Origin of the sequence: Massilia litorea, assembly GCF_015101885.1 — a bacterium.
Taxonomy (GTDB): Bacteria; Pseudomonadota; Gammaproteobacteria; order Burkholderiales; family Burkholderiaceae_D; genus Telluria; species Telluria litorea.
In genome coordinates this window covers 230323-248729 of record NZ_CP062941.1, presented here as the reverse complement: position 1 = coordinate 248729, position 18407 = coordinate 230323, and the positions used below count along the sequence as shown (strand labels likewise).

Sequence of the window (18407 nt, the reverse complement as noted above, 5' to 3'; positions counted from 1 at the left end):
TGCTTACTTTAGAAGTTACAGAGGGTCAGCTCGAAGGGCACGTCTTCTTCCAGCGACTTCGGCTTCAAATCCCCACCCTGGGTTGTAAACCGCACCCACAGCATGTATTTGTTGGCCGAGATCTCGGGAATCGCACCCAGCGTCTCGTCCAGGCCGAGGCGCAGCATGTGATAGACCTTTCCCTGCAGCATTTGCTGATAGCTGCCGGCGGTCGCGATCATTTTAGTCGGACGGCCGGAATCGCGCAGGAGGCGCAGCACCAGTGCGAGCGCGTCGAACAGGGGAGCGAGCGGGCCGAACCAGCCCATGATGTCGGCGTAGCGCTGTTCGGTCGGGCGTTTCTGCCAGGCGTAGTAGGAGGGCAGGTCGAATTCGCAGGCGCCGCCGGGGATGATGGTGCGGCCGCGGATGCTCATCAGCCACTCGTTGTCGCGCACGTTCTGGCCCGTCTTGCCCTGGGTTGCCACGAGGGCGCTGCTGACCTGGTCGAGTTCGCCCAGGATGGCGTCGAGCGCCTCGGGCGCCACGTTCGGATTGCTGCGGTAGGCCAGCAGGCTCTGCTTCTGGCGTTCGAGTTCCTGCAGCAGGTCGGATTTCAGGTCGGCGCGGCCGGCCACTTCCAGCATGTCGAAGATCGTCGAGAGCGCGACGTGGTGCTGCATCGCATGTTCCTGGCGTACGAAGAACTTGAACTTCTCATACAGGTCTTCCAGCCGCAACAAGGTACGAATGCGCTCGTTGAAAGGATATTCGTAGACGATCAAAGTGACATTCCCCTGAATGTGGGCTGGCGAGCAACTCCGTGATTCTGAACCATGCGGAGCAAAATTACAAACCCTGCATGGATGAAGCGGCCATGCGGGCGGCTTGATCCATATAAAACGCGTGCAGGCGTGCGACCTGGGGCGTCAATGCCTCCAGTCCGTCGTCGTTGACGACGACGTCGTCGGCCGCCGCCAGGCGCTGCGCGCGCGTGACCTGGGCCGCCATGATGGCGCGCACCTGGACTTCCGACAAATTATTTCTGGCCATCACGCGCGCGATTTGCGTCTCTTCTTTGCAATCAATCGCAAGGATGCGCGACACGCGCGCGCGCCAGCTGCCCGACTCGATCAGCAGCGGCACCACGAAGATGACGTAGGGGCCGGTGGCGATCGCGGCCGCGGCGGCCGTCGCTTCCCTGATTCTCGGGTGCAAAATGGCTTCCAGCCGGGCGCGGGCGCCGGGATCCGTAAACACCAGCTCGCGCATCTTCGCGCGGTCGAGTGCGCCGTCCGGCGTTGCAAAGCCGTCGCCGAACTCGGCGAGGATGGCCGGCATGGCCGACCCGTGCGGGGCGGTGAGGGCGTGGGCGATGGCGTCGGTGTCGACCAGCGAGGCGCCGAGCGCGCCGAACATGTCGGCCACCGTCGTCTTGCCGCAGCCGATGCCGCCGGTCAGGCCGACGGAAAATGAAGGTGCCTGTACCGGTTTCATGATTTACGCAAGGAGGCCCTGGAAGAGTCCGCCGATCTGCTCGCCGTAGAGCAGGGCGATCATGCCGGCGGCGGCCAGATACGGTCCGAACGGGATCGGCTTGTCGCGGCCGCGGCGCGCGAACACGATCAGGCTGATGCCGACGATCGCGCCCACCACCGAGGATAGCAGGATAATGGTCGGCAGCATCGCCCAGCCCAGCCAGGCGCCGAGCGCGGCGAGCAGCTTGAAGTCGCCATAGCCCATGCCTTCCTTGCCGGTCACCAGTTTGAACAGCCAGTACACCGCCCACAGCACCAGGTAGCCGGCTGCGGCGCCAATCACGGCGTCACGCAGCGGCACGAAGGTGCCGTTCAGGTTGACCAGCAGACCCATCCACAGCAGCGGGAAGGTCAGGTCGTCCGGCAGCAGCTGGGTGTCCACGTCGATGAAGGTCATCGCGACCAGCAACCAGGCGAACACCAGGGTCGCCATGCCGGCCACGCCGGATCCGAAAGTCCAGACCAGCAGGGCCGACAGGACGCCGGTCAGCAGTTCGACGGCCGGGTAACGCGCCGAGATCGGGGCCTTGCACTTGCGGCACTTGCCGCGCAGCGCCAGCCAGCTGATCACGGGAATGTTTTCCAGCGCCGTGATCTGGTGCCCGCAGTGGGGACAGGCGGAGCGCGGCACCATCAGGTTGTAGCGGTCGGTATGCGGAAGCTCCTTGCCGCTTTCGTGGGCCACGTAATTGTCGGACTCGCGCTGCATCATCTTCGGAATGCGGTGGATCACCACGTTCAGGAAACTGCCGATCAGGAGGCCCAGCAGGCCGGCAACCAGGGTAGGACCGAGCGAGCCCGGGGCGGCGAAGAGAAGAGTTTCCAATGCAGGCTTCCGAAAATGGTAAATGGTTCCGTAGATCAACCTATTTTAGGGTGTTTCCGGTGTTTTGGCGAAGAGACTTGCGTTGGAGTGCAATGGTGCATTCGGCCTGTCGCGCCATTGCAGCACGGCGCGACCGCCAACCGGGGGGCGCACCGGCCGGCGCGTTTCCCGGCACGCCTATAAAATGCGTCACGCACAGTCTCTATCGAAAAGCCACCATGAAAATCTCGCAACGCGCCCAGTCCGTCGATCCTTTCTTCGCCATGGAATTCGGCAAACGCGCCGCCGCCCTGGAAGCGCAAGGGCATGAAGTCATCAAGCTCAGCCTGGGCGAACCCGATTTCGGCCCGCCGCCGGCCGTGCTGGAGGCGGCGGGCAAGGCCGTGGAGGGCGGTTCGCTGCCCTATACCGCGGCCCTGGGCATCCCGGCCCTGCGCGAGGCGATCGCCGGTTTCTACCTGCACGAGCATGGCGTCACCCTGAACCCGCACCGGATCATCGTCACCGCCGGCGCTTCGGCGGCGCTGCTGCTGGTGTCCGCGGCGCTGGTCGACCCGGGCGACGAAGTGATCGTGGGCGACCCCTCATACCCGTGCAACCGCCAGTTCATGAGCAGCTTCGGTGCGCAAGTAAAGCTCGTCAGCACCGATGCGGACACCCGCTTCCAGCTCGATGCCGCCAGCGTGCGCGCCAACTGGACGCCGCAGACGAAAGGGCTGATGGTCGCCACGCCCTCGAACCCGACCGGCACCTCGGTGCCGCCCGACGAACTGCGCGCGATCTGCGCATGGGCGCGCGAGCACGGCGCCTGGCGCATCGTCGACGAGATCTACCTGAACCTGGGCGACCGCGACGCCGCAGGCCGCCCGCCGCAGACGGTGCTCGCCTTCGACGACGACGCCATCGTCATCAACAGTTTTTCCAAGTATTTCGGCATGACCGGCTGGCGTCTCGGCTGGACCGTCGTGCCCGAAGCGCTGGTGCCGACCATGGAGAGACTCGCCCAGAATTACTATATCTGCGCCTCGAACCTGTCCCAGCAGGCAGCGCTGGCCTGTTTTACGCCCGCATCGCTGGCCGTCTGCGAAGAGCGGCGCGTCGAGTTCGCGCGGCGGCGGGAACTGGTGCTCAAGGGCCTGGCGGGGATCGGCCTGCCGGTACCGGTGCCGCCGGACGGCGCCTTCTATGTCTATTTCGACGTGAGCGGGACGGGTTTGACGTCCTGGCAGTTCTGCGAGCGGGTCCTGGAAGAAGTCCACGTGGCGCTCACGCCGGGCAAGGACTTCGGAAATGTAGGCGCGGACCAGTACGTGCGCCTGTCCTACGCCGCCAGCGCCGAACACCTGCAAGAGGCGATCCGGCGCCTTGGCGCCTTCATGGATCGCCTGCGCAGCTAAGGGATTACCGGGCGCCTGGCGCGGATGCAGGTTCGTGGAGCGTGGGGCCTCGTCGTCGATGACTCAAGCGAGGATGTTGACCGCCCGCGCCGCCACCAGGCCGACCGTCAGCAGCGAGGCGCTTGCCTGCACCATGAAGAGGATCTTGACGCGCGCCGTCAGCGGCACCGTGTCCGTCGGCGAAAAGGCCGTCGCATTGGTAAAAGAGACGAACACATAATCGAAAAAGCCCGGCGTCCATTCCTGCCCGCCCGGGCAACCGGAGCCCATCTGCGGAAACATGAAATCGGCCACCGGCTCCTTTGCCGCATCGCGCCCCGCCGGGCCGCCGCGGTCGAGGTTCCAGAACCACAGGGCGAACACGACCACGTTGGTGAGCCAGATGTTGAGCGCATCGACCAGCAGGCTTTGCCCGGTGGTTCCTTTCGCACCGTACAGCAGCGCGTGGAGCACGACGAACAGGGCCTGGAAGTTGATGAGGGTGATAATCGCGGTCAGCACGATGGCCGCGCGCCGGATGATGCGCCTGTGGTGGTGGATGCGGATCCAGTGATGCGCGCCGGTGGCCTTGCGCATCTGGCCGTGGTTCCAGGCGGTGGCGACGGACAGCGGCACCAGCAGCGCCACCTCGACGACGGAGGCGAGCCACCACGGGAAGATGGTCAGGTTGTTGATCAGGACGGCGTTCAGCGCCGCCGTGACCAGGATGGCGCCACGTGCGATCCAGAATTCGCGCATGTTCCGTTCGAGGTTCTTTCGCATGCGAACAGTATGCATGCAATCCGTGCGGGCATGCGCCCGCGGAGGATGACAGTGTCGAAAGGGACCGTTTACACCACCGAACCGAGTTTGAAGATCGGCAGATACATCGCCACCACCAGCCCGCCGATCAGCGTACCCAGGATGACCATGATCATTGGCTCCATCAGCGAGGACAGGGCGGCGACGGCTTCGTCGACCTCGTCCTCGAAGAAGTCCGCGACTTTACCGAGCATGCCGTCCAGCGCGCCCGATTCTTCGCCGATGGCGACCATCTGCGTCACCAGGCTCGGGAACACGTTCACGTTCTGCATCGCCATCGTCAGGCTGGTGCCGGTGGAGACTTCGGTCTGGATGCGGCGGGTGGCATCGAGGTAGACCGCGTTGCCCGAGGCGCCGCCGACCGAGTCGAGGGCTTCGACCAGCGGCACGCCGGCCGCGAACATGGTCGCCAGGGTGCGCGTCCAGCGCGCGATGGTCGCCTTGCGGATCACGTCGCCGAAGATCGGGATGCGCAGCAGCAGGCGGTCCATGGCCTGTTGCATTTTCAGCGAGCGGCGCCAGGACTGGAAGAAGAAGTAGACCGAGCCGAAGATCGAGCCGAAGATCAGGTACCACCATTCGACGAAGAATTCGGACATTCCCATCACGATCAGGGTCGGCGCGGGCAGGTCGGCGCCGAAGCTCTGGAACACGGATTTGAAGGCCGGCACCACCCAGATCATGATCACGGCGACCACGATGAAGGCGACCGCGAGAATGGCGATCGGGTAGGTGAGGGCGGACTTGATCTTGGACTTCAGGGCCAGCGTCTTTTCCTTGTAGACGGCCAGGCGGTGCAGCAGGTCTTCCAGGATGCCGGCCTGTTCGCCGGCGCCGACCAGGTTGCAGAACAGCGGGTCGAAATAGCGTGGGTACTTGCGGAAGGCGTTGTTCAGGCTGGTGCCGGTCTCGATGTCGGCGCGGATGTCGAGGATCAGTTTCGCCATCGAGGGATTCGCATGGCCCTTGCCGACGATGTCGAAGGCCTGCAGGAGCGGCACGCCGGCCTTCATCATCGTCGCCAGCTGGCGCGTGAACATGGTCAGGTCCTTGTCGGTGATCTTCTTGCCGCTGCGGTAGACCCGCTTCTTGACCTTGGTGACCATGATGCCCTGGCGGCGCAGCGTCACGTTGACGATCGCCTCGCCGCCGGCGCGCAGCTCGCCGCGCACGGTCTTGCCGGCCTTGTCCTTGCCTTCCCAGGCGTAGACCGCTTCCTTGACTTGCGCGCCGCCGCGGCTTCGGGTGGTGAGGGATTGAGCCATCATGAATCCTATTCGTTGGTACAGCCGAGCACTTCTTCGAGGCTGGTCAGCCCCTGTTTTACTTTCATCAGGCCCGAGCGGCGCAGCGAATTGACGCCGTCCTTCTCGGCCTGGGCGGCGATCTGCATCGAATTCCCGTTCGCCAGGATCAGGGCTTCGATCGCCGGGCTGATCGGCATGAGCTGGTAGATGCCGACCCGGCCCTTGTAGCCGGAACCGAGGCAGCGTTCGCAGCCGACCGGGCCATAGGGCGTCCAGTCGTCCTGCAGGTCGCCTTCGCGGTAGCCGGCCGCCAGCAGCGCTTCGCGCCCCATCTCGAGCGGCTGCTTGCAGTTACAAAGGCGACGCGCCAGGCGCTGCGCCGTGATCAATATCACCGAGGAGGCGATATTGAACGGCGCCACGCCCATGTTCATCAGGCGCGTCAGCGTCGAGGGCGCGTCGTTGGTGTGCAAAGTCGAAAACACCATGTGGCCGGTCTGGGCCGCCTTGATCGCGATGTCGGCCGTTTCCAGGTCCCGGATCTCGCCGACCATGATGATGTCGGGATCCTGGCGCAGGAAGGATTTCAGGGCCACCGGGAAGGTGAGGCCGGCGCGATCGTTGACGTTGACCTGGTTCACGCCCGGCAAATTGATCTCGGCCGGGTCTTCCGCGGTCGAGATGTTGATGCCGGGTTTATTCAGCACGTTCAGGCAGCTGTACAGCGAGACGGTTTTACCGGATCCGGTCGGCCCGGTCACCAGCACCATGCCGTAGGGGCGGGAAATCGCATCGAGCAGGATCGCCTTCTGGTCGGGGTCGTAGCCGAGGGCGTCGATGCCCATCTGCGCCTGGGTCGCGTCCAGGATACGCATGACGGTCTTTTCGCCGAACAGGGTCGGCAGCGTGCTGACGCGGAAGTCGATGGTGCGCGTGGCTGACAGGATCAGGCGCATGCGGCCATCCTGCGGCACGCGCTTTTCCGAGATGTCGAGTTTGGCCAGGACCTTGATGCGCGAGACCAGTTTGTCGCGGATCGAGAGCGGCGGCATCGCGTGGTCACGCAGCACGCCGTCGACGCGCATGCGGATCCGGTAGTATTTTTCGTAGGGCTCGAAGTGGATGTCCGAGGCGCCCAGCTGCACCGCGTCCATCAGGATCTTGTTCAGGAAGCGCACGATCGGCGCGTCCTCGACCTCATTCTGCGATTCGACCGGCGCGGCCGTCTGCTCTTCCTCGGCGAACTCGATGTCGGCGTCGTCGCCGACCATGTCGTTCAAGTTCTGTTCGGCGCTTTTGGTGAGCGTGGCCAGCAGTGCCAGCAGGGCGTCGTGGGCGACGATCACCGGCTCGACCGCCGCTTCGCTCTGGAACTTGATCTGGTCCAGGGCTTGCGTATTCGTCGGGTCGGAAATGGCGACCGACAGGCGGTTGCCGCGCTTGGCCAGGGCGACCACGCGCTGGGCCGCCATCAGCTTGGCGTCGATCGCAGCTTCCGGCAGCGACTCGATGCTGAAGGTCGACAGGTCGAGCAGCGGATAGCCGAACGTCTCGGCGCAGAAGGCGGCCAGGGAGGAGGCGTCGAGCGCCCGGTCGGCGATGATGGCGTCGATGAAGGCGCTGCGGTCGCCCGCGGCCTTCTTCTGCAGCGCGTCAGCCTGCTGCGCCGTCAGGCGCCCGGCTTGCACCAGCGCGCGCGCGAGCCCGGACATCGGGGTGCCTGAAGTCGCGTGCGGGAGGACTGCTGCCATATGAGCCGGGTCAGTAGAGGAAGGACAAGAGGGCCGCCCAAGCTGTTTCGAGGCGGCATGCTACTCGGATGATGCCTACAGGCATCAACTTTGTAAAGCGTTTCAACAGGTGCCAGATGCGTACGCGCCACGTAGACAAAATGCCATGACGTCGCTGGCACGGGAGTATGTTGGCGTTTCGATCAAGGGTGTTGGCGGTACGTCAACAGAGAGGAGGGCGACTGCTTATCGGATGGCTTAAGGTGGGCACAGCGCCCCGCCAGCTGCCGGGTCAGCTCGTCCATGATCAAAGTCTGTGATCAATTCCACCAGTGCGTGGTTGCGCCCATTTCAGGCAGCCGCGCCTGGACCGCTTCATGGATCAGGCCGGCGCGCACGGCCTGGTCGGCCGTGTAGATGCGTGCATTGCCGAACAGGTGAGGGCGGATGTCGTGCGCTTCCGGCGCGCCCTGGGTCGCTTCGTCGAAGATGCTGGCATAGCGTTCGGCGTCGAAGTCGAGGCATTCGCGCCACTCGGACACGCGCGAATGGTCGGCTGCCACCAGGTTGCCGAAGCCCCAGTGCAGGGGATGGACGAGAAAACGCGCGCCCGGACAGGCGTAGCGCTTGGACCCGGCGAGGAAGATGACGACGCCGACCGATTCCACGCTGCCGATGTTGAAGGTAGTCAGCGGAATCGGCAGCGATTTCAGGAAGAAATAGAGCGCGAAGCCGGCCGTCATGTTGCCGCCTTCGGTCGACATATGGAGCTCGATCTCGGTGGCCCCATTCTGCAAGGCCTGCAGGCACAGGTTGCGCACGCTGCAGGCAGAGTTATGGTGGATCGGCCCGATGAAATGAACGATGTGCAAAGCCATTGGCGCTCCTGTCATGAATGCTCAGGATAACCATTTCTCGCGTGCGCAGGCGCCCGCTTTCGCCGGGCCTCAGCTGCCGCGGTAGGTCGAGTACGACCAGGGCGTCACGACCAGCGGCACGTGGTAGTTCTGGCTCGGGTCGGCAATGCCGAAGGCGATCGTCACGCGGTCGACGAAAGGCGGATCCGGCAATACGACGCCTTGCGCCGCGAAATAGTCGCCCGCCGCAAATTCCAGTTCGTAGCGCCCGGCGCGCATGGCGTCGCCCGCCAGCAGCGGGGCGTCGCAGCGGCCATCGGCATTCGTCCTTGCCTGCGCCAGCAGGGCGCGGCCTGCGTCCGAGACGGCGTAGAGCGCAATCGCCACGCTGGCCGCCGGACGGCCGTTCGCGGTATCGAGCACGTGGGTGCTGAGTTTGCCCATCGATTTCCCTATATGTTCGTGGTGAAGATATTTATTCTCCGGATCATATACCGATGGCGTTGCGTCAATATATGATCGGCGATATACCGCCCATCCTCGAGACTTTCCGATGCCTGCTGCTCATTTTTCCGGCTATCCGCGCGACCTGATCGGCTACGGCCGCACGCCACCCCATGCCCAGTGGCCCGGCGCGGCGCGCATCGCCCTGCAGTTCGTGCTGAACTACGAGGAGGGCGGCGAGAACTCGGTCCTGCACGGCGACCCGGCCTCGGAAACCTTTTTATCCGAGATCATCGGCGCCCAGGCCTTCCCGATGCGCCACATGAGCATGGAATCGCTCTACGAATACGGTTCCCGGGCCGGCCTGTGGCGCCTGCTGCGCATGTTCGAGGAAAGAAAACTGCCGCTGACCGTGTTCGGCGTGGCGATGGCGCTGCAGCGCAATCCGGAAGCGGTGGCCGCCTTCCGCGAGCTTGGCCATGAGATTGCCTGCCATGGCCTGCGCTGGATTTCGTACCAGAATGTCGACGAAGCCACCGAGCGCGCCCACATGGCCGAGGCAGTGGCCATCCTGCGCGAGCTCACCGGCGAGGCGCCGCTTGGCTGGTACACGGGCCGCGATTCGCCCAACACCCGTCGCCTCGTCGTCGAGCACGGCGGCTTTGCCTACGACGCCGATTACTACGGCGACGATTTGCCGTTCTGGGAGAAAGTGGCGCACACCGGGCCCGATGGCGCGCCGCTTGAAACGCCCCACCTGGTCGTGCCGTATACCCTTGACACCAACGACATGCGCTTTTGCGCGATGCAGGGTTTTAACTCGGGCACCCAGTTCTTCGATTATCTGAAAGATGCCTTCGACGTGTTGTACGCGGAAGGCGACCCGAATGGCCTGAACGCGCCTAAAATGCTCTCGATCGGCCTGCATTGCCGCATCGTCGGGCGGCCGGCGCGCGCCGCCGCGCTGGCACGGTTCCTGGACTATGTGTTGCAGCACAAAAACGTATGGATCACGCGTCGCATCGATATCGCCGAGCACTGGAAAACTACCCATCCGTTCGCAGGTGATATATCCATTTGATGATAATCAAAATCTGTTTTTGGACATAGTTGGCCGCAGCTTCTACAAGGTATCCTTCACGCTGGCACCAATCCGAGGCAAGCATGGCCGAACCGATCCGCTTTTATTTCCGCAACGCCGTCCACGAAGTGAGCGGCGTGGCACCGACGCAAACCATCCTGCAGCACTTGCGGGAGGATCTGCGCTGCACCGGCACCAAGGAAGGCTGCGCCGAGGGCGATTGCGGCGCCTGCACCGTGGTGGTCGGTTCGCTCGAGAACGGCGAGCTGGAACTGAAGGCGGTCAACTCCTGCATCCAGTTCACGCCCACGCTCGACGGCAAGGCGCTGTTCACCGTGGAGGACTTGCAACTGCCGGACGGACGGCTGCACCCGGTCCAGCAGGCGCTGGTCGAGTGCCATGGCTCGCAATGCGGCTTCTGCACGCCGGGATTCGCGATGTCGCTGTGGGGCATGTACCTGAAGCAGGAAGGGCAAGCGCAAGGTCAGGCACCTGGGCGCTGCCAGGTCGACGACGCCCTGTCCGGTAACCTGTGCCGCTGCACCGGCTACCGGCCGATCATCGACGCCGCCGGACGCATGATGGAATTGCCGCGCGCCGAGTTCGACCGGGGCGCGGTGGCCGATGCGCTGCTTGCCCTCCAGCGCGGCGCAGGCGCGACCTATTCGCATGCGGGCAGCAGTTTCCACGCGCCGCGTACGCTCGCCGAGCTGGTGGCGCTGCGCGCCGAACACCCGCAGGCGTTGATCCTCGCCGGCTCGACCGATGTCGGCCTCTGGGTCACCAAGCAGATGCGCGAGCTGAACGACATCATTTATATCGGCAACGTGGCCGAGCTGAAATCGGTGACGCAGGCCGACGGTTTCCTCGAGATCGGCGCCGGTGTCACGCTGCAGGACGCCTACGCGGCCGTCTGCCGGCACTACCCGGACGAACTGTCGGAAATGTGGCAGCGCTTCGCTTCGCTGCCGATCCGGAATGCCGGCACGCTGGGTGGGAATGTCGCCAACGGTTCGCCGATCGGCGATTCGATGCCCTGGCTGATCGCGCTTGGCGCGCGCCTCGTGCTGCGCGGTGCTGGCGGCGAGCGCGAGCTGGCGCTGGAAGATTTTTATCTGGGCTACCAGCAGAAGGATTTGAAAGCCGATGAATTCGTCGCGGCGCTGCGCCTGCCTTTGCCGCGCCCAGGGGTCGCTTTCCGCACCTATAAACTGGCCAAGCGCTTCGACCAGGACATCTCGGCCGTGTGCGCCGCCTTCGCCCTCACGCTCGAAGGCGATGTCGTCAAAGAAGCGCGCATCGCCTTCGGCGGCATGGCCGCCACGCCCAGGCGCGCGGCAGGCGCCGAGGCGCTGCTGACCGGCCGCGTGTGGGATGAAACCGTTTTAAAGGAAGCCATGGCCGCGCTGGCGCAGGATTACGCGCCGCTGTCGGACATGCGCGCCTCAAACAGCTACCGCATGAAGGCGGCGCAGAACCTGCTGCGCCGCTTCTGGTTTGAAACCCGCCGCGACAATCCGCTGCCGCGCAGTGCAGTCAACGCGTTCGCCGCCACGGCCTGAGGAGACCATCATGAACGACGCAGGCGCACCAGCATTCAAGGCGGCGGCGTGGAGCGCGGTCGGCCGCGCCCGGCCGCACGAGTCGGCCACGCTGCACGTGCTCGGCCAGGCAACCTACACCGACGACATCGCGGAAACGGCGGGCACGCTGCATGCGGCGCTCGGCTTGTCGGCCAAGCCGCACGCGAACATCCTTGGCATCGACCTGGCGCCCGTGCGCGCGGCGCGCGGCGTGGTCTCGGTGCTGACCGTGAAAGACATCCCGGGCACCAACGACTGCGGCCCGATCATCCACGACGATCCTATCCTCGCCGATGGTAAAGTGGAATATGTCGGCCAGCCGATCTTCATCGTCGTCGCCGACACCCACGACAACGCCCGCCGTGCGGCGCGTCTTGCCAAAGTCGAGTACGAGGAACTGCCGGCCATCCTCACGCCGCAGGAAGCGCACGCCGCCAAATCGTATGTCGTGCCGCCGATGCGCCTGGCACGCGGCGACGCCGAAACGGCGTTCGCGAACGCCCCGCACAAGGTGGCCGGCAAGCTGTATGTCGGCGGCCAGGAACAGTTTTACCTGGAAGGGCAGATCGCCTACGCCATCCCGGGTGAAGACAATGGCATGCTGGTGCAGTGCTCGACCCAGCACCCGAGCGAGATGCAGCACGTGGTCGCGCATGCGCTCGGCCTGCATTCGCACCACGTCGTGGTCGAGTGCCGCCGCATGGGCGGCGGCTTCGGCGGCAAGGAATCGCAGTCGGCCCTGTGGGCCGCCGCCGCGGCGATTGCGGCCGCAAAGCTGAAGCGGCCCGTGAAGCTGCGCGCCGACCGCGACGACGACATGCTCGTCACCGGAAAGCGCCACTGTTTTTACTATGAATACGAAGTCGGCTACGACGCGAGCGGCCGCATCCTGGCCGCGAAAGTCGACATGGTCTCGCGCGCCGGCTTTTCGGCCGACCTGTCCGGTCCCGTCGCCACGCGCGCCGTCTGCCACTACGACAACGCCTACTATTTGTCCGACGTCGACATCCGCGCCGCCTGCGGCAAGACGAACACCCAGTCGAACACGGCCTTCCGCGGCTTCGGCGGCCCGCAGGGCGCGATCGCGATGGAATACGTGTTAGATGAGATCGCGCGCAACCTGCAAGTCGACGCGCTCGACATCCGCAAGATCAATTTTTACGGTAAAACCGAGCGCAACGTCACGCCCTATGGCCAGGCGGTGGTCGACAACGTCATCCATGAGCTGGTGGCCGAACTCGAGACCTCGAGCGAATACCGGGCGCGGCGCGCAGCCATTGCCGCCTTCAACGCCGGCAGTCCGGTGCTGAAAAAAGGACTGGCGCTCACGCCCGTTAAATTCGGCATCGCCTTCAACGTGACCCACCTGAACCAGGCGGGCGCGCTGGTGCACGTGTACGTCGACGGTTCCATCATGGTCAACCATGGCGGTACCGAGATGGGGCAGGGCATCAATACCAAGGTGATGCAGGTCGTCGCGCACGAACTGGGCGTGGACATGGATCATGTACGCGCCACCGCCACCAACACCAGCAAGGTGGCGAATACCTCGGCCACGGCGGCATCGACCGGCGCCGACCTGAACGGCAAGGCGGCGCAGGATGCGGCGCGCCAGATCAGGGAGCGGCTGGCCGCCTTCGCGGCGAACGAGTACGGCGGCGAGGTGGCGGACGTCCGTTTTGCGGCCGATACCGTCTTCGTGAACGGCATGGAAGTGCCGTTCCCGGCGCTGGTGCAAAAGGCCTACCTGGCGCGCGTGCAATTGTGGTCCGACGGCTTCTATGCCACGCCCGGCCTGTCCTGGGATGCGAAGACCATGAACGGCCGCCCGTTCTCCTACTTCGCCTATGGCGCGGCCGTCTCGGAGGTCGTGGTCGACACGCTCACCGGCGAATGGAAGCTGCTGCGCGCGGACGCGCTCTACGACGCCGGCAATTCGCTCAACCCCGCGATCGACATCGGCCAGGTCGAAGGCGCCTTCATCCAGGGCATGGGCTGGCTTACCACCGAGGAGCTGTGGTGGAACCCGGGCGGCAAGCTGATGACGCACGCACCCTCGACCTATAAAATTCCGGGCGTCTCCGACTGCCCGCAGGACTTCCGCGTGCGCCTGTTCGAGAACCGCAACGTCGAAGACAGCATCCACCGCTCGAAAGCGGTGGGCGAGCCGCCGTTGCTGCTGCCGTTCTCGGTGTTCTTCGCGATCCGCGACGCGATCTCCAGCGTGGGGGGGCACAGCGTCAATCCGCCCCTGAATGCGCCGGCGACGAGCGAGGAAATCCTCGACGCCATCGCCTTTGTCGAAGCGGCTGCCGCACGACGCGCGTGATGGACGACTGGCTGACAGCCGCGCAGTGCGCGCCGGCCGTGCTGGTCACGGTCGCCATCGTCGAAGGCTCCGTGCCGCGCGAGCCGGGAGCGAAGATGCTCGTCACGGCCCATGGCTTTGCCGGGACAATCGGGGGTGGGCACCTGGAGCACCGGGCGATCGAGATCGCGCGCGCCATGCTCATCGATGGCGGAGCGCCGAAGCTGGAGCGCTTCGCGCTGGGGCCGAGCCTGGGCCAGTGCTGCGGGGGGATTGCGCATCTCGTGTTCGAACCGATCGACCGCGACCAGATGGCCTTGCTCGATGGCCGACGCAATGTCGATACATGGCGCGTCATACCCGTAGGGTGGGCGGGGCAATTTCGGCCAATGGCCGGAATTGCGCCCACGCGTTCAGCCGCTGCTGGCGCTGTGATGCAATCCGATATTCATGCGTGCGCTGAACGCGTGGGCGGCAGAGCCGCCCACGCTACGTGGGCTTTATTCGACGCCGACGGTGTGCAACTCGCGGGCAATCCTGTCCCACCCTTCGATCGTCGCCTCGGCACTCAGGTCTTCACGGATGTGGACGGTAACCGCTGGCTCGCCGACGCCGTCCTCGCCCCGCGCGCCCACTTGATGCTGTTTGGCGCCGGCCACGTCGGCGCGGCCATCGTACGCGCGCTGGCCGACCTGCCTTGCCGCGTCACCTGGGTCGACGAGCGCGAGGACCTGTTCCCCGCCGAGGTCCCCACCAATGTGACGATCGAGGCCACCGACATCCCCGAGGCGCTGGTCGAACAAGCCGCGCCCGGCACCAGCTTTCTGGTCATGACCCACAGCCACGCACTTGACCTGCGCCTGTCGAACGCGATACTGTCCCGTCCCGGCCGGGATTGGTTCGGCCTGATCGGCTCCGAGACCAAGCGCCGCCAGTTCGAACACCGCCTGCGCGAGCGCGGCATTGCCGACGAGCGCCTCGCGGCCATGGTCTGCCCGATCGGCCTGCCCGGCATCGAGGGCAAGGCCCCGGCCGTGATCGCCGCCTCCGTGGCGGCGCAACTGCTCACCGTCTGGGAGGCGCTTGACCACGACGCCGCCAGCCACCTGCACCATTCTCCGGAATCCAACTGATGTCCATCGCACCACATACCGTGCAAGCCTACCGTGCGAGCTTGCTGCATTTTCACGCCGACCCGGCTTTTACGGAGAACGCATATTCCTGGCACCAGGACGGCCTGCTCATCGTCGAAGACGGCCGTATCAAGGCGGCCGGCGACTACGCGGCGCTTGGCCCGACCCTGCCGGACGGCGTCGTTCCACACGACTACCGCGGCCAGATCATCACGCCCGGCTTCATCGACACCCACCTGCACTACCCGCAGACGGACATGATCGCCTCGCCGAGCGAAGGCCTGCTGCCCTGGCTCGAGACCTATACCTTCCCGACCGAGCGCCGGTTTTCCGATCCGGCGCACGCGCGCGCGACCGCAGAATTCTTCCTCGACGAGCTGACCCGCTGCGGCACGACCACAGCCGTCGTCTACTGCACCGTGCACCGCGAATCGGTCGACGCCTTCTTCGAAGCCAGCGAAGCGCGCAACCTGCGCATGGTGGCGGGTAAAGTGCTGATGGACCGGAATTGCCCGGACTTCCTGCGTGACGCAGAGGGGCAGATCGGCGAGAGCGAAGCCCTGATCAACAAGTGGCACAAGCACAATCGCTCGCTGTACGCGATCACGCCGCGCTTCGCGCCCACCTCCAGCACGGCCCAACTGGGTGCGATCGCGGAGCTGGCGAAGGCCTTTCCGGACACCTTCATCCAGACCCACGTCTCGGAAAACAAGGACGAGTGCAGCTGGGTGCGCGAGCTGTTTCCGGATTCGCGCAGCTACCTCGGCGTGTACGACGGCTATGGCCTGATGCGCCCGCGCGCGCTGTTCGGCCACTGCATCTGGCTCGATGACGAGGACTTCGCGCGGATGGCGGCGACCGGTTCGGCCGCATCAGTGTGCCCGACCTCGAACCTCTTCCTCGGCAGCGGCCTGTTCGATTTCGAAAAGGCAGACGGCGCCGGCGTGCAGGTCACGCTCGGCACCGACGTCGGCGCCGGCACCTCGTTCTCGATGCTGCAGACGATGAACGAAGCGTATAAAGTGGCGCGCCTGAAGGGCAGCCACCTGCCGGCGCTGCGCATGTTCTACCTCGCCACCCTGGGCGCGGCGCGCGCGATGGACCTGGAAGGCACGATCGGCAGCTTCGTCGTCGGCGCGGAAGCGGACTTCATTGTCCTCGACCCGCAGTCGACGCCGCTGCTGGCGCGCCGCAGCAGCCATTGCAATACGCTGGAAGAGCAGTTGTTCGCGCTGGCGCTGCTGGGCGACGACCGCGCGATTCGCGCGACCTATGCCGCGGGCGCGAAAGTGCACGAACGCAGTGGAGCGCTTGCCTGATCCGTTATCGGTGTTTTAGATCCGCGTGGGCATGCCGACCCTGCTTCAAGCGACGGCCAGGGGCTTGCGTGCACCGTAGGGTGGGCATGCCCACGCGGATCATGTGTATCGATAGCACCGCAGGCGAGCGCCCACGTCTGCCGAGGTATGACATTGCCAACATCGAACGAAGCCGTTAAAGTTGCGCGGCACCGTCAACCCGATACGAAAGTCCCGTCATGCAGAACACATTCAGCCGCAGCCTGCTGATCGCCCTGGCCGTCGCCGCCCCAGGCTTCGCGATCGCAAAGGAGCCGATCGCCGCATCGCGCCAGGCCAACGAAACGGCCACTGCGCGTCACTACGCAAGCCTGATCGCGGGCGCGGAACCCAAGCTGGCCGAGCTGACCATGTTCTTCACGCAGATGCCCAAGGGCGGCGACCTGCACCACCATTACTCGGGTGCGATCTATGTCGAGCAATACCTCGACTTCCTCGACCGCCAGGGCCTGTGCGTGAACAAGCAGACCTACCGCATCGAGCAGGACAAAGCCGTCATCGCGCTTGAACGCGCCAAGCCCGCCAGGGAGCGCAACTGCCTCTCCAGCGCCGAGGTCTATGCCGACGACTACACCTGGCGCGAGCTGGTGCAGCGCTGGTCGAACAAGGACTTCGACAACCACGGCGCCCTGAACCCGGCGCCGGATCGCCTGTTCTTCCAGACCTTCGGCTACTTCGGCCCGGTCTCGAACGCGAATTTCAAGGAAGGCCTGCAGGAGCTGAAAAAGCGCGCGATCGCCGAGAACGTCAGCTATATCGAAACCATGTTCAAGATGGCGCCAGCGATTGCCAACGCCGAGTTCGACGCGCGCGCCTGGCAGCTGGCGAGCGACGACGCCGGCCTGACCACCGAGCTGGGCCGCGCTACCGAGGCGCTCGAACACGACCCGGCCTTCGCGCAGTCGATCGCCGATTTCGTGGCGAAGATCGACGAAGCGGCCGCGGGCATCGACGACGAGCGCTTCACCATGCGCTACCAGACCTATGTGCTGCGCCTGTTAAATCCGTCGCAGGTGTTTTCCTCGATGCTGGCCGCGTTCAAATCGGCGAGCGCAGGGGGGAAGGTGGTCGGCGTGAATATCGTCGGCCAGGAAAGCACGATGGTGTCGATGCGCGACTACGCGCTGCACATGAAGATGTTCCGCTTCCTGAAGGCGCGCTACCCGGACGTCAAGGTCGCGCTGCACGCGGGCGAGCTGGCCCTGGGCGACGTGCCGCCGGAAGGCCTGAAGTTCCACATCGACCAGGCATTGACGGTGGCCGGCGCCAACCGCATCGGCCACGGCATCGATCTGGCCCACGAAGCAAACGCGCCGGCCATCCTGCGCAAGATGCGCCAGGACGACATCCCGGTCGAGATCAACCTGACCTCGAATGCGTTTATCAGCGGTATCAAGGACGAAAACCACCCAGTCACCCTGTACCGCAAATACGGCGTGCCCTATGTGATCTCGACCGACGACGCCGGCGTCACGCGCCACACGCTGTCGCAGGAATACGTGCTGTTCGCGAGCCGCTACAAACCGGATTATGCGGAACTCAAGAAGACCTCGTACAACAGCATCCGCTACGCCTTCCTGCCTGCCGCCGACAAGGCGCGCCTGACGCGCCAGCTCGACACGCGCTTCGCCGGCTTCGAAGCGGAGGTGGCGAAACTGGCGAGAACTGTTGTGCCGGAGCGACGTACGGCACGCTGATCTCGATGTTCTGTAACGGCAGCGCAACGCTGCCGTTTTTGTGTGCGCACCAGCGCATGCACCGTTGTGGAACAGACAAATATTAGTGTTTCTTTAATGTTTGTGGTCAAGTCGCCACAAATTTCTCGGGGCCACCCGGGGATTGTCGAAAATATTTAGCAAAATATTTCAGTCAAGAATGCCTTCCGTATAATCGCGCCTTGTGATTTTGCTCGTGGGAACCCCGGTTGGTGTGCAAATGCACGTTTTTTGGGCGATTAAGAGGTCGATAGTCTAAATCCCCAACTAAAAACGTATTTGTACCTCCAAGGACACTCATGCATATTTGTTGTTGTTAGTAAATATGCTTGAAGTTTTTTTAAGGGTGAGCGTAACAGGGATGACATCTTTCCTGTCTACAATCGCCCGGTCCTGGAGAAGCCGGCTGT

At 64.5% G+C, this 18407-nt stretch carries 15 protein-coding genes; 7 read left to right on the top strand and 8 right to left on the bottom strand.

The features are described 5' to 3' along the window. Nucleotides 1–8 precede the first annotated feature (8 nt). The 3 genes from zapD to LPB04_RS00985 all read right to left on the bottom strand — a co-directional run bounded on the left by zapD (nt 9) and on the right by LPB04_RS00985 (nt 2343). Complete coding sequence (zapD, locus tag LPB04_RS00995) at nt 9–764, bottom strand: cell division protein ZapD (RefSeq protein ID WP_193686968.1); 756 nt, start codon at nt 762–764, stop codon at nt 9–11. A 64-nt stretch (nt 765–828) separates the two neighbouring features. Next, nucleotides 829–1476, bottom strand: a complete 648-nt coding sequence (gene coaE / locus LPB04_RS00990) for a dephospho-CoA kinase (protein ID WP_193686967.1) — start codon at nt 1474–1476, stop codon at nt 829–831. A 3-nt stretch (nt 1477–1479) separates the two neighbouring features. Beyond that, a complete protein-coding gene (locus LPB04_RS00985) occupies nt 1480–2343 on the bottom strand; it encodes a prepilin peptidase (RefSeq protein ID WP_193686966.1) in 864 nt (287 codons plus the stop codon). 218 nt (nt 2344–2561) lie between these two features. Between LPB04_RS00985 and LPB04_RS00980 the strand changes: the two genes are divergently transcribed. After that, nucleotides 2562–3740 (top strand): pyridoxal phosphate-dependent aminotransferase, encoded by a 1179-nt coding sequence (locus LPB04_RS00980; protein ID WP_193686965.1) that lies wholly within the window; start codon nt 2562–2564, stop codon nt 3738–3740. Between the two features lie 63 nt (nt 3741–3803). Here the strand turns inward: LPB04_RS00980 and LPB04_RS00975 are convergent, their stop codons facing one another. The 5 genes from LPB04_RS00975 to uraH all read right to left on the bottom strand — a co-directional run bounded on the left by LPB04_RS00975 (nt 3804) and on the right by uraH (nt 8819). Next, entirely contained in the window at nt 3804–4502 is a 699-nt protein-coding gene (locus tag LPB04_RS00975) for a hypothetical protein (RefSeq protein ID WP_193686964.1), read from the bottom strand. Between the two features lie 68 nt (nt 4503–4570). Beyond that, complete coding sequence (locus LPB04_RS00970) at nt 4571–5806, bottom strand: type II secretion system F family protein (RefSeq protein ID WP_193688810.1); 1236 nt, start codon at nt 5804–5806, stop codon at nt 4571–4573. Between the two features lie 8 nt (nt 5807–5814). After that, the gene (pilB, locus tag LPB04_RS00965; protein WP_227496573.1) at nt 5815–7500 is read right to left on the bottom strand and encodes a type IV-A pilus assembly ATPase PilB; all 1686 of its coding nucleotides are present in this window, start codon (nt 7498–7500) and stop codon (nt 5815–5817) included. 338 nt (nt 7501–7838) lie between these two features. After that, on the bottom strand, nt 7839–8396 hold the full coding sequence (locus LPB04_RS00960) for a ClpP family protease (protein ID WP_193686962.1): 558 nt from the start codon (nt 8394–8396) through the stop codon (nt 7839–7841). 69 nt (nt 8397–8465) lie between these two features. After that, the gene (uraH, locus tag LPB04_RS00955) at nt 8466–8819 is read right to left on the bottom strand and encodes a hydroxyisourate hydrolase (protein WP_193686961.1); all 354 of its coding nucleotides are present in this window, start codon (nt 8817–8819) and stop codon (nt 8466–8468) included. Between the two features lie 109 nt (nt 8820–8928). Here uraH and puuE point away from each other — a divergent pair, with 109 nt between their 5' ends. From puuE to LPB04_RS00925, 6 genes are all read left to right on the top strand, one after another. Beyond that, complete coding sequence (gene puuE / locus LPB04_RS00950; RefSeq protein ID WP_193686960.1) at nt 8929–9900, top strand: allantoinase PuuE; 972 nt, start codon at nt 8929–8931, stop codon at nt 9898–9900. 83 nt (nt 9901–9983) lie between these two features. Next, nucleotides 9984–11462: a xanthine dehydrogenase small subunit gene (gene xdhA / locus LPB04_RS00945; RefSeq protein ID WP_193686959.1), complete on the top strand. Its 1479-nt coding sequence runs from the start codon at nt 9984–9986 to the stop codon at nt 11460–11462. 10 nt (nt 11463–11472) lie between these two features. After that, nucleotides 11473–13812, top strand: a complete 2340-nt coding sequence (gene xdhB, locus LPB04_RS00940) for a xanthine dehydrogenase molybdopterin binding subunit (protein WP_193686958.1) — start codon at nt 11473–11475, stop codon at nt 13810–13812. Then, nucleotides 13812–14924: a xanthine dehydrogenase accessory protein XdhC gene (gene xdhC, locus LPB04_RS00935; RefSeq protein WP_193686957.1), complete on the top strand. Its 1113-nt coding sequence runs from the start codon at nt 13812–13814 to the stop codon at nt 14922–14924. Before xdhB ends, xdhC begins: the two co-directional genes overlap by 1 nt. After that, a complete protein-coding gene (guaD, locus tag LPB04_RS00930; RefSeq protein ID WP_193686956.1) occupies nt 14924–16243 on the top strand; it encodes a guanine deaminase in 1320 nt (439 codons plus the stop codon). The genes xdhC and guaD overlap by 1 nt, the downstream gene beginning before the upstream one ends. A 218-nt stretch (nt 16244–16461) precedes the next feature. Beyond that, the gene (locus tag LPB04_RS00925; protein ID WP_193686955.1) at nt 16462–17979 is read left to right on the top strand and encodes an amidohydrolase family protein; all 1518 of its coding nucleotides are present in this window, start codon (nt 16462–16464) and stop codon (nt 17977–17979) included. The last annotated feature ends 428 nt before the right edge of the window (nt 17980–18407 follow it).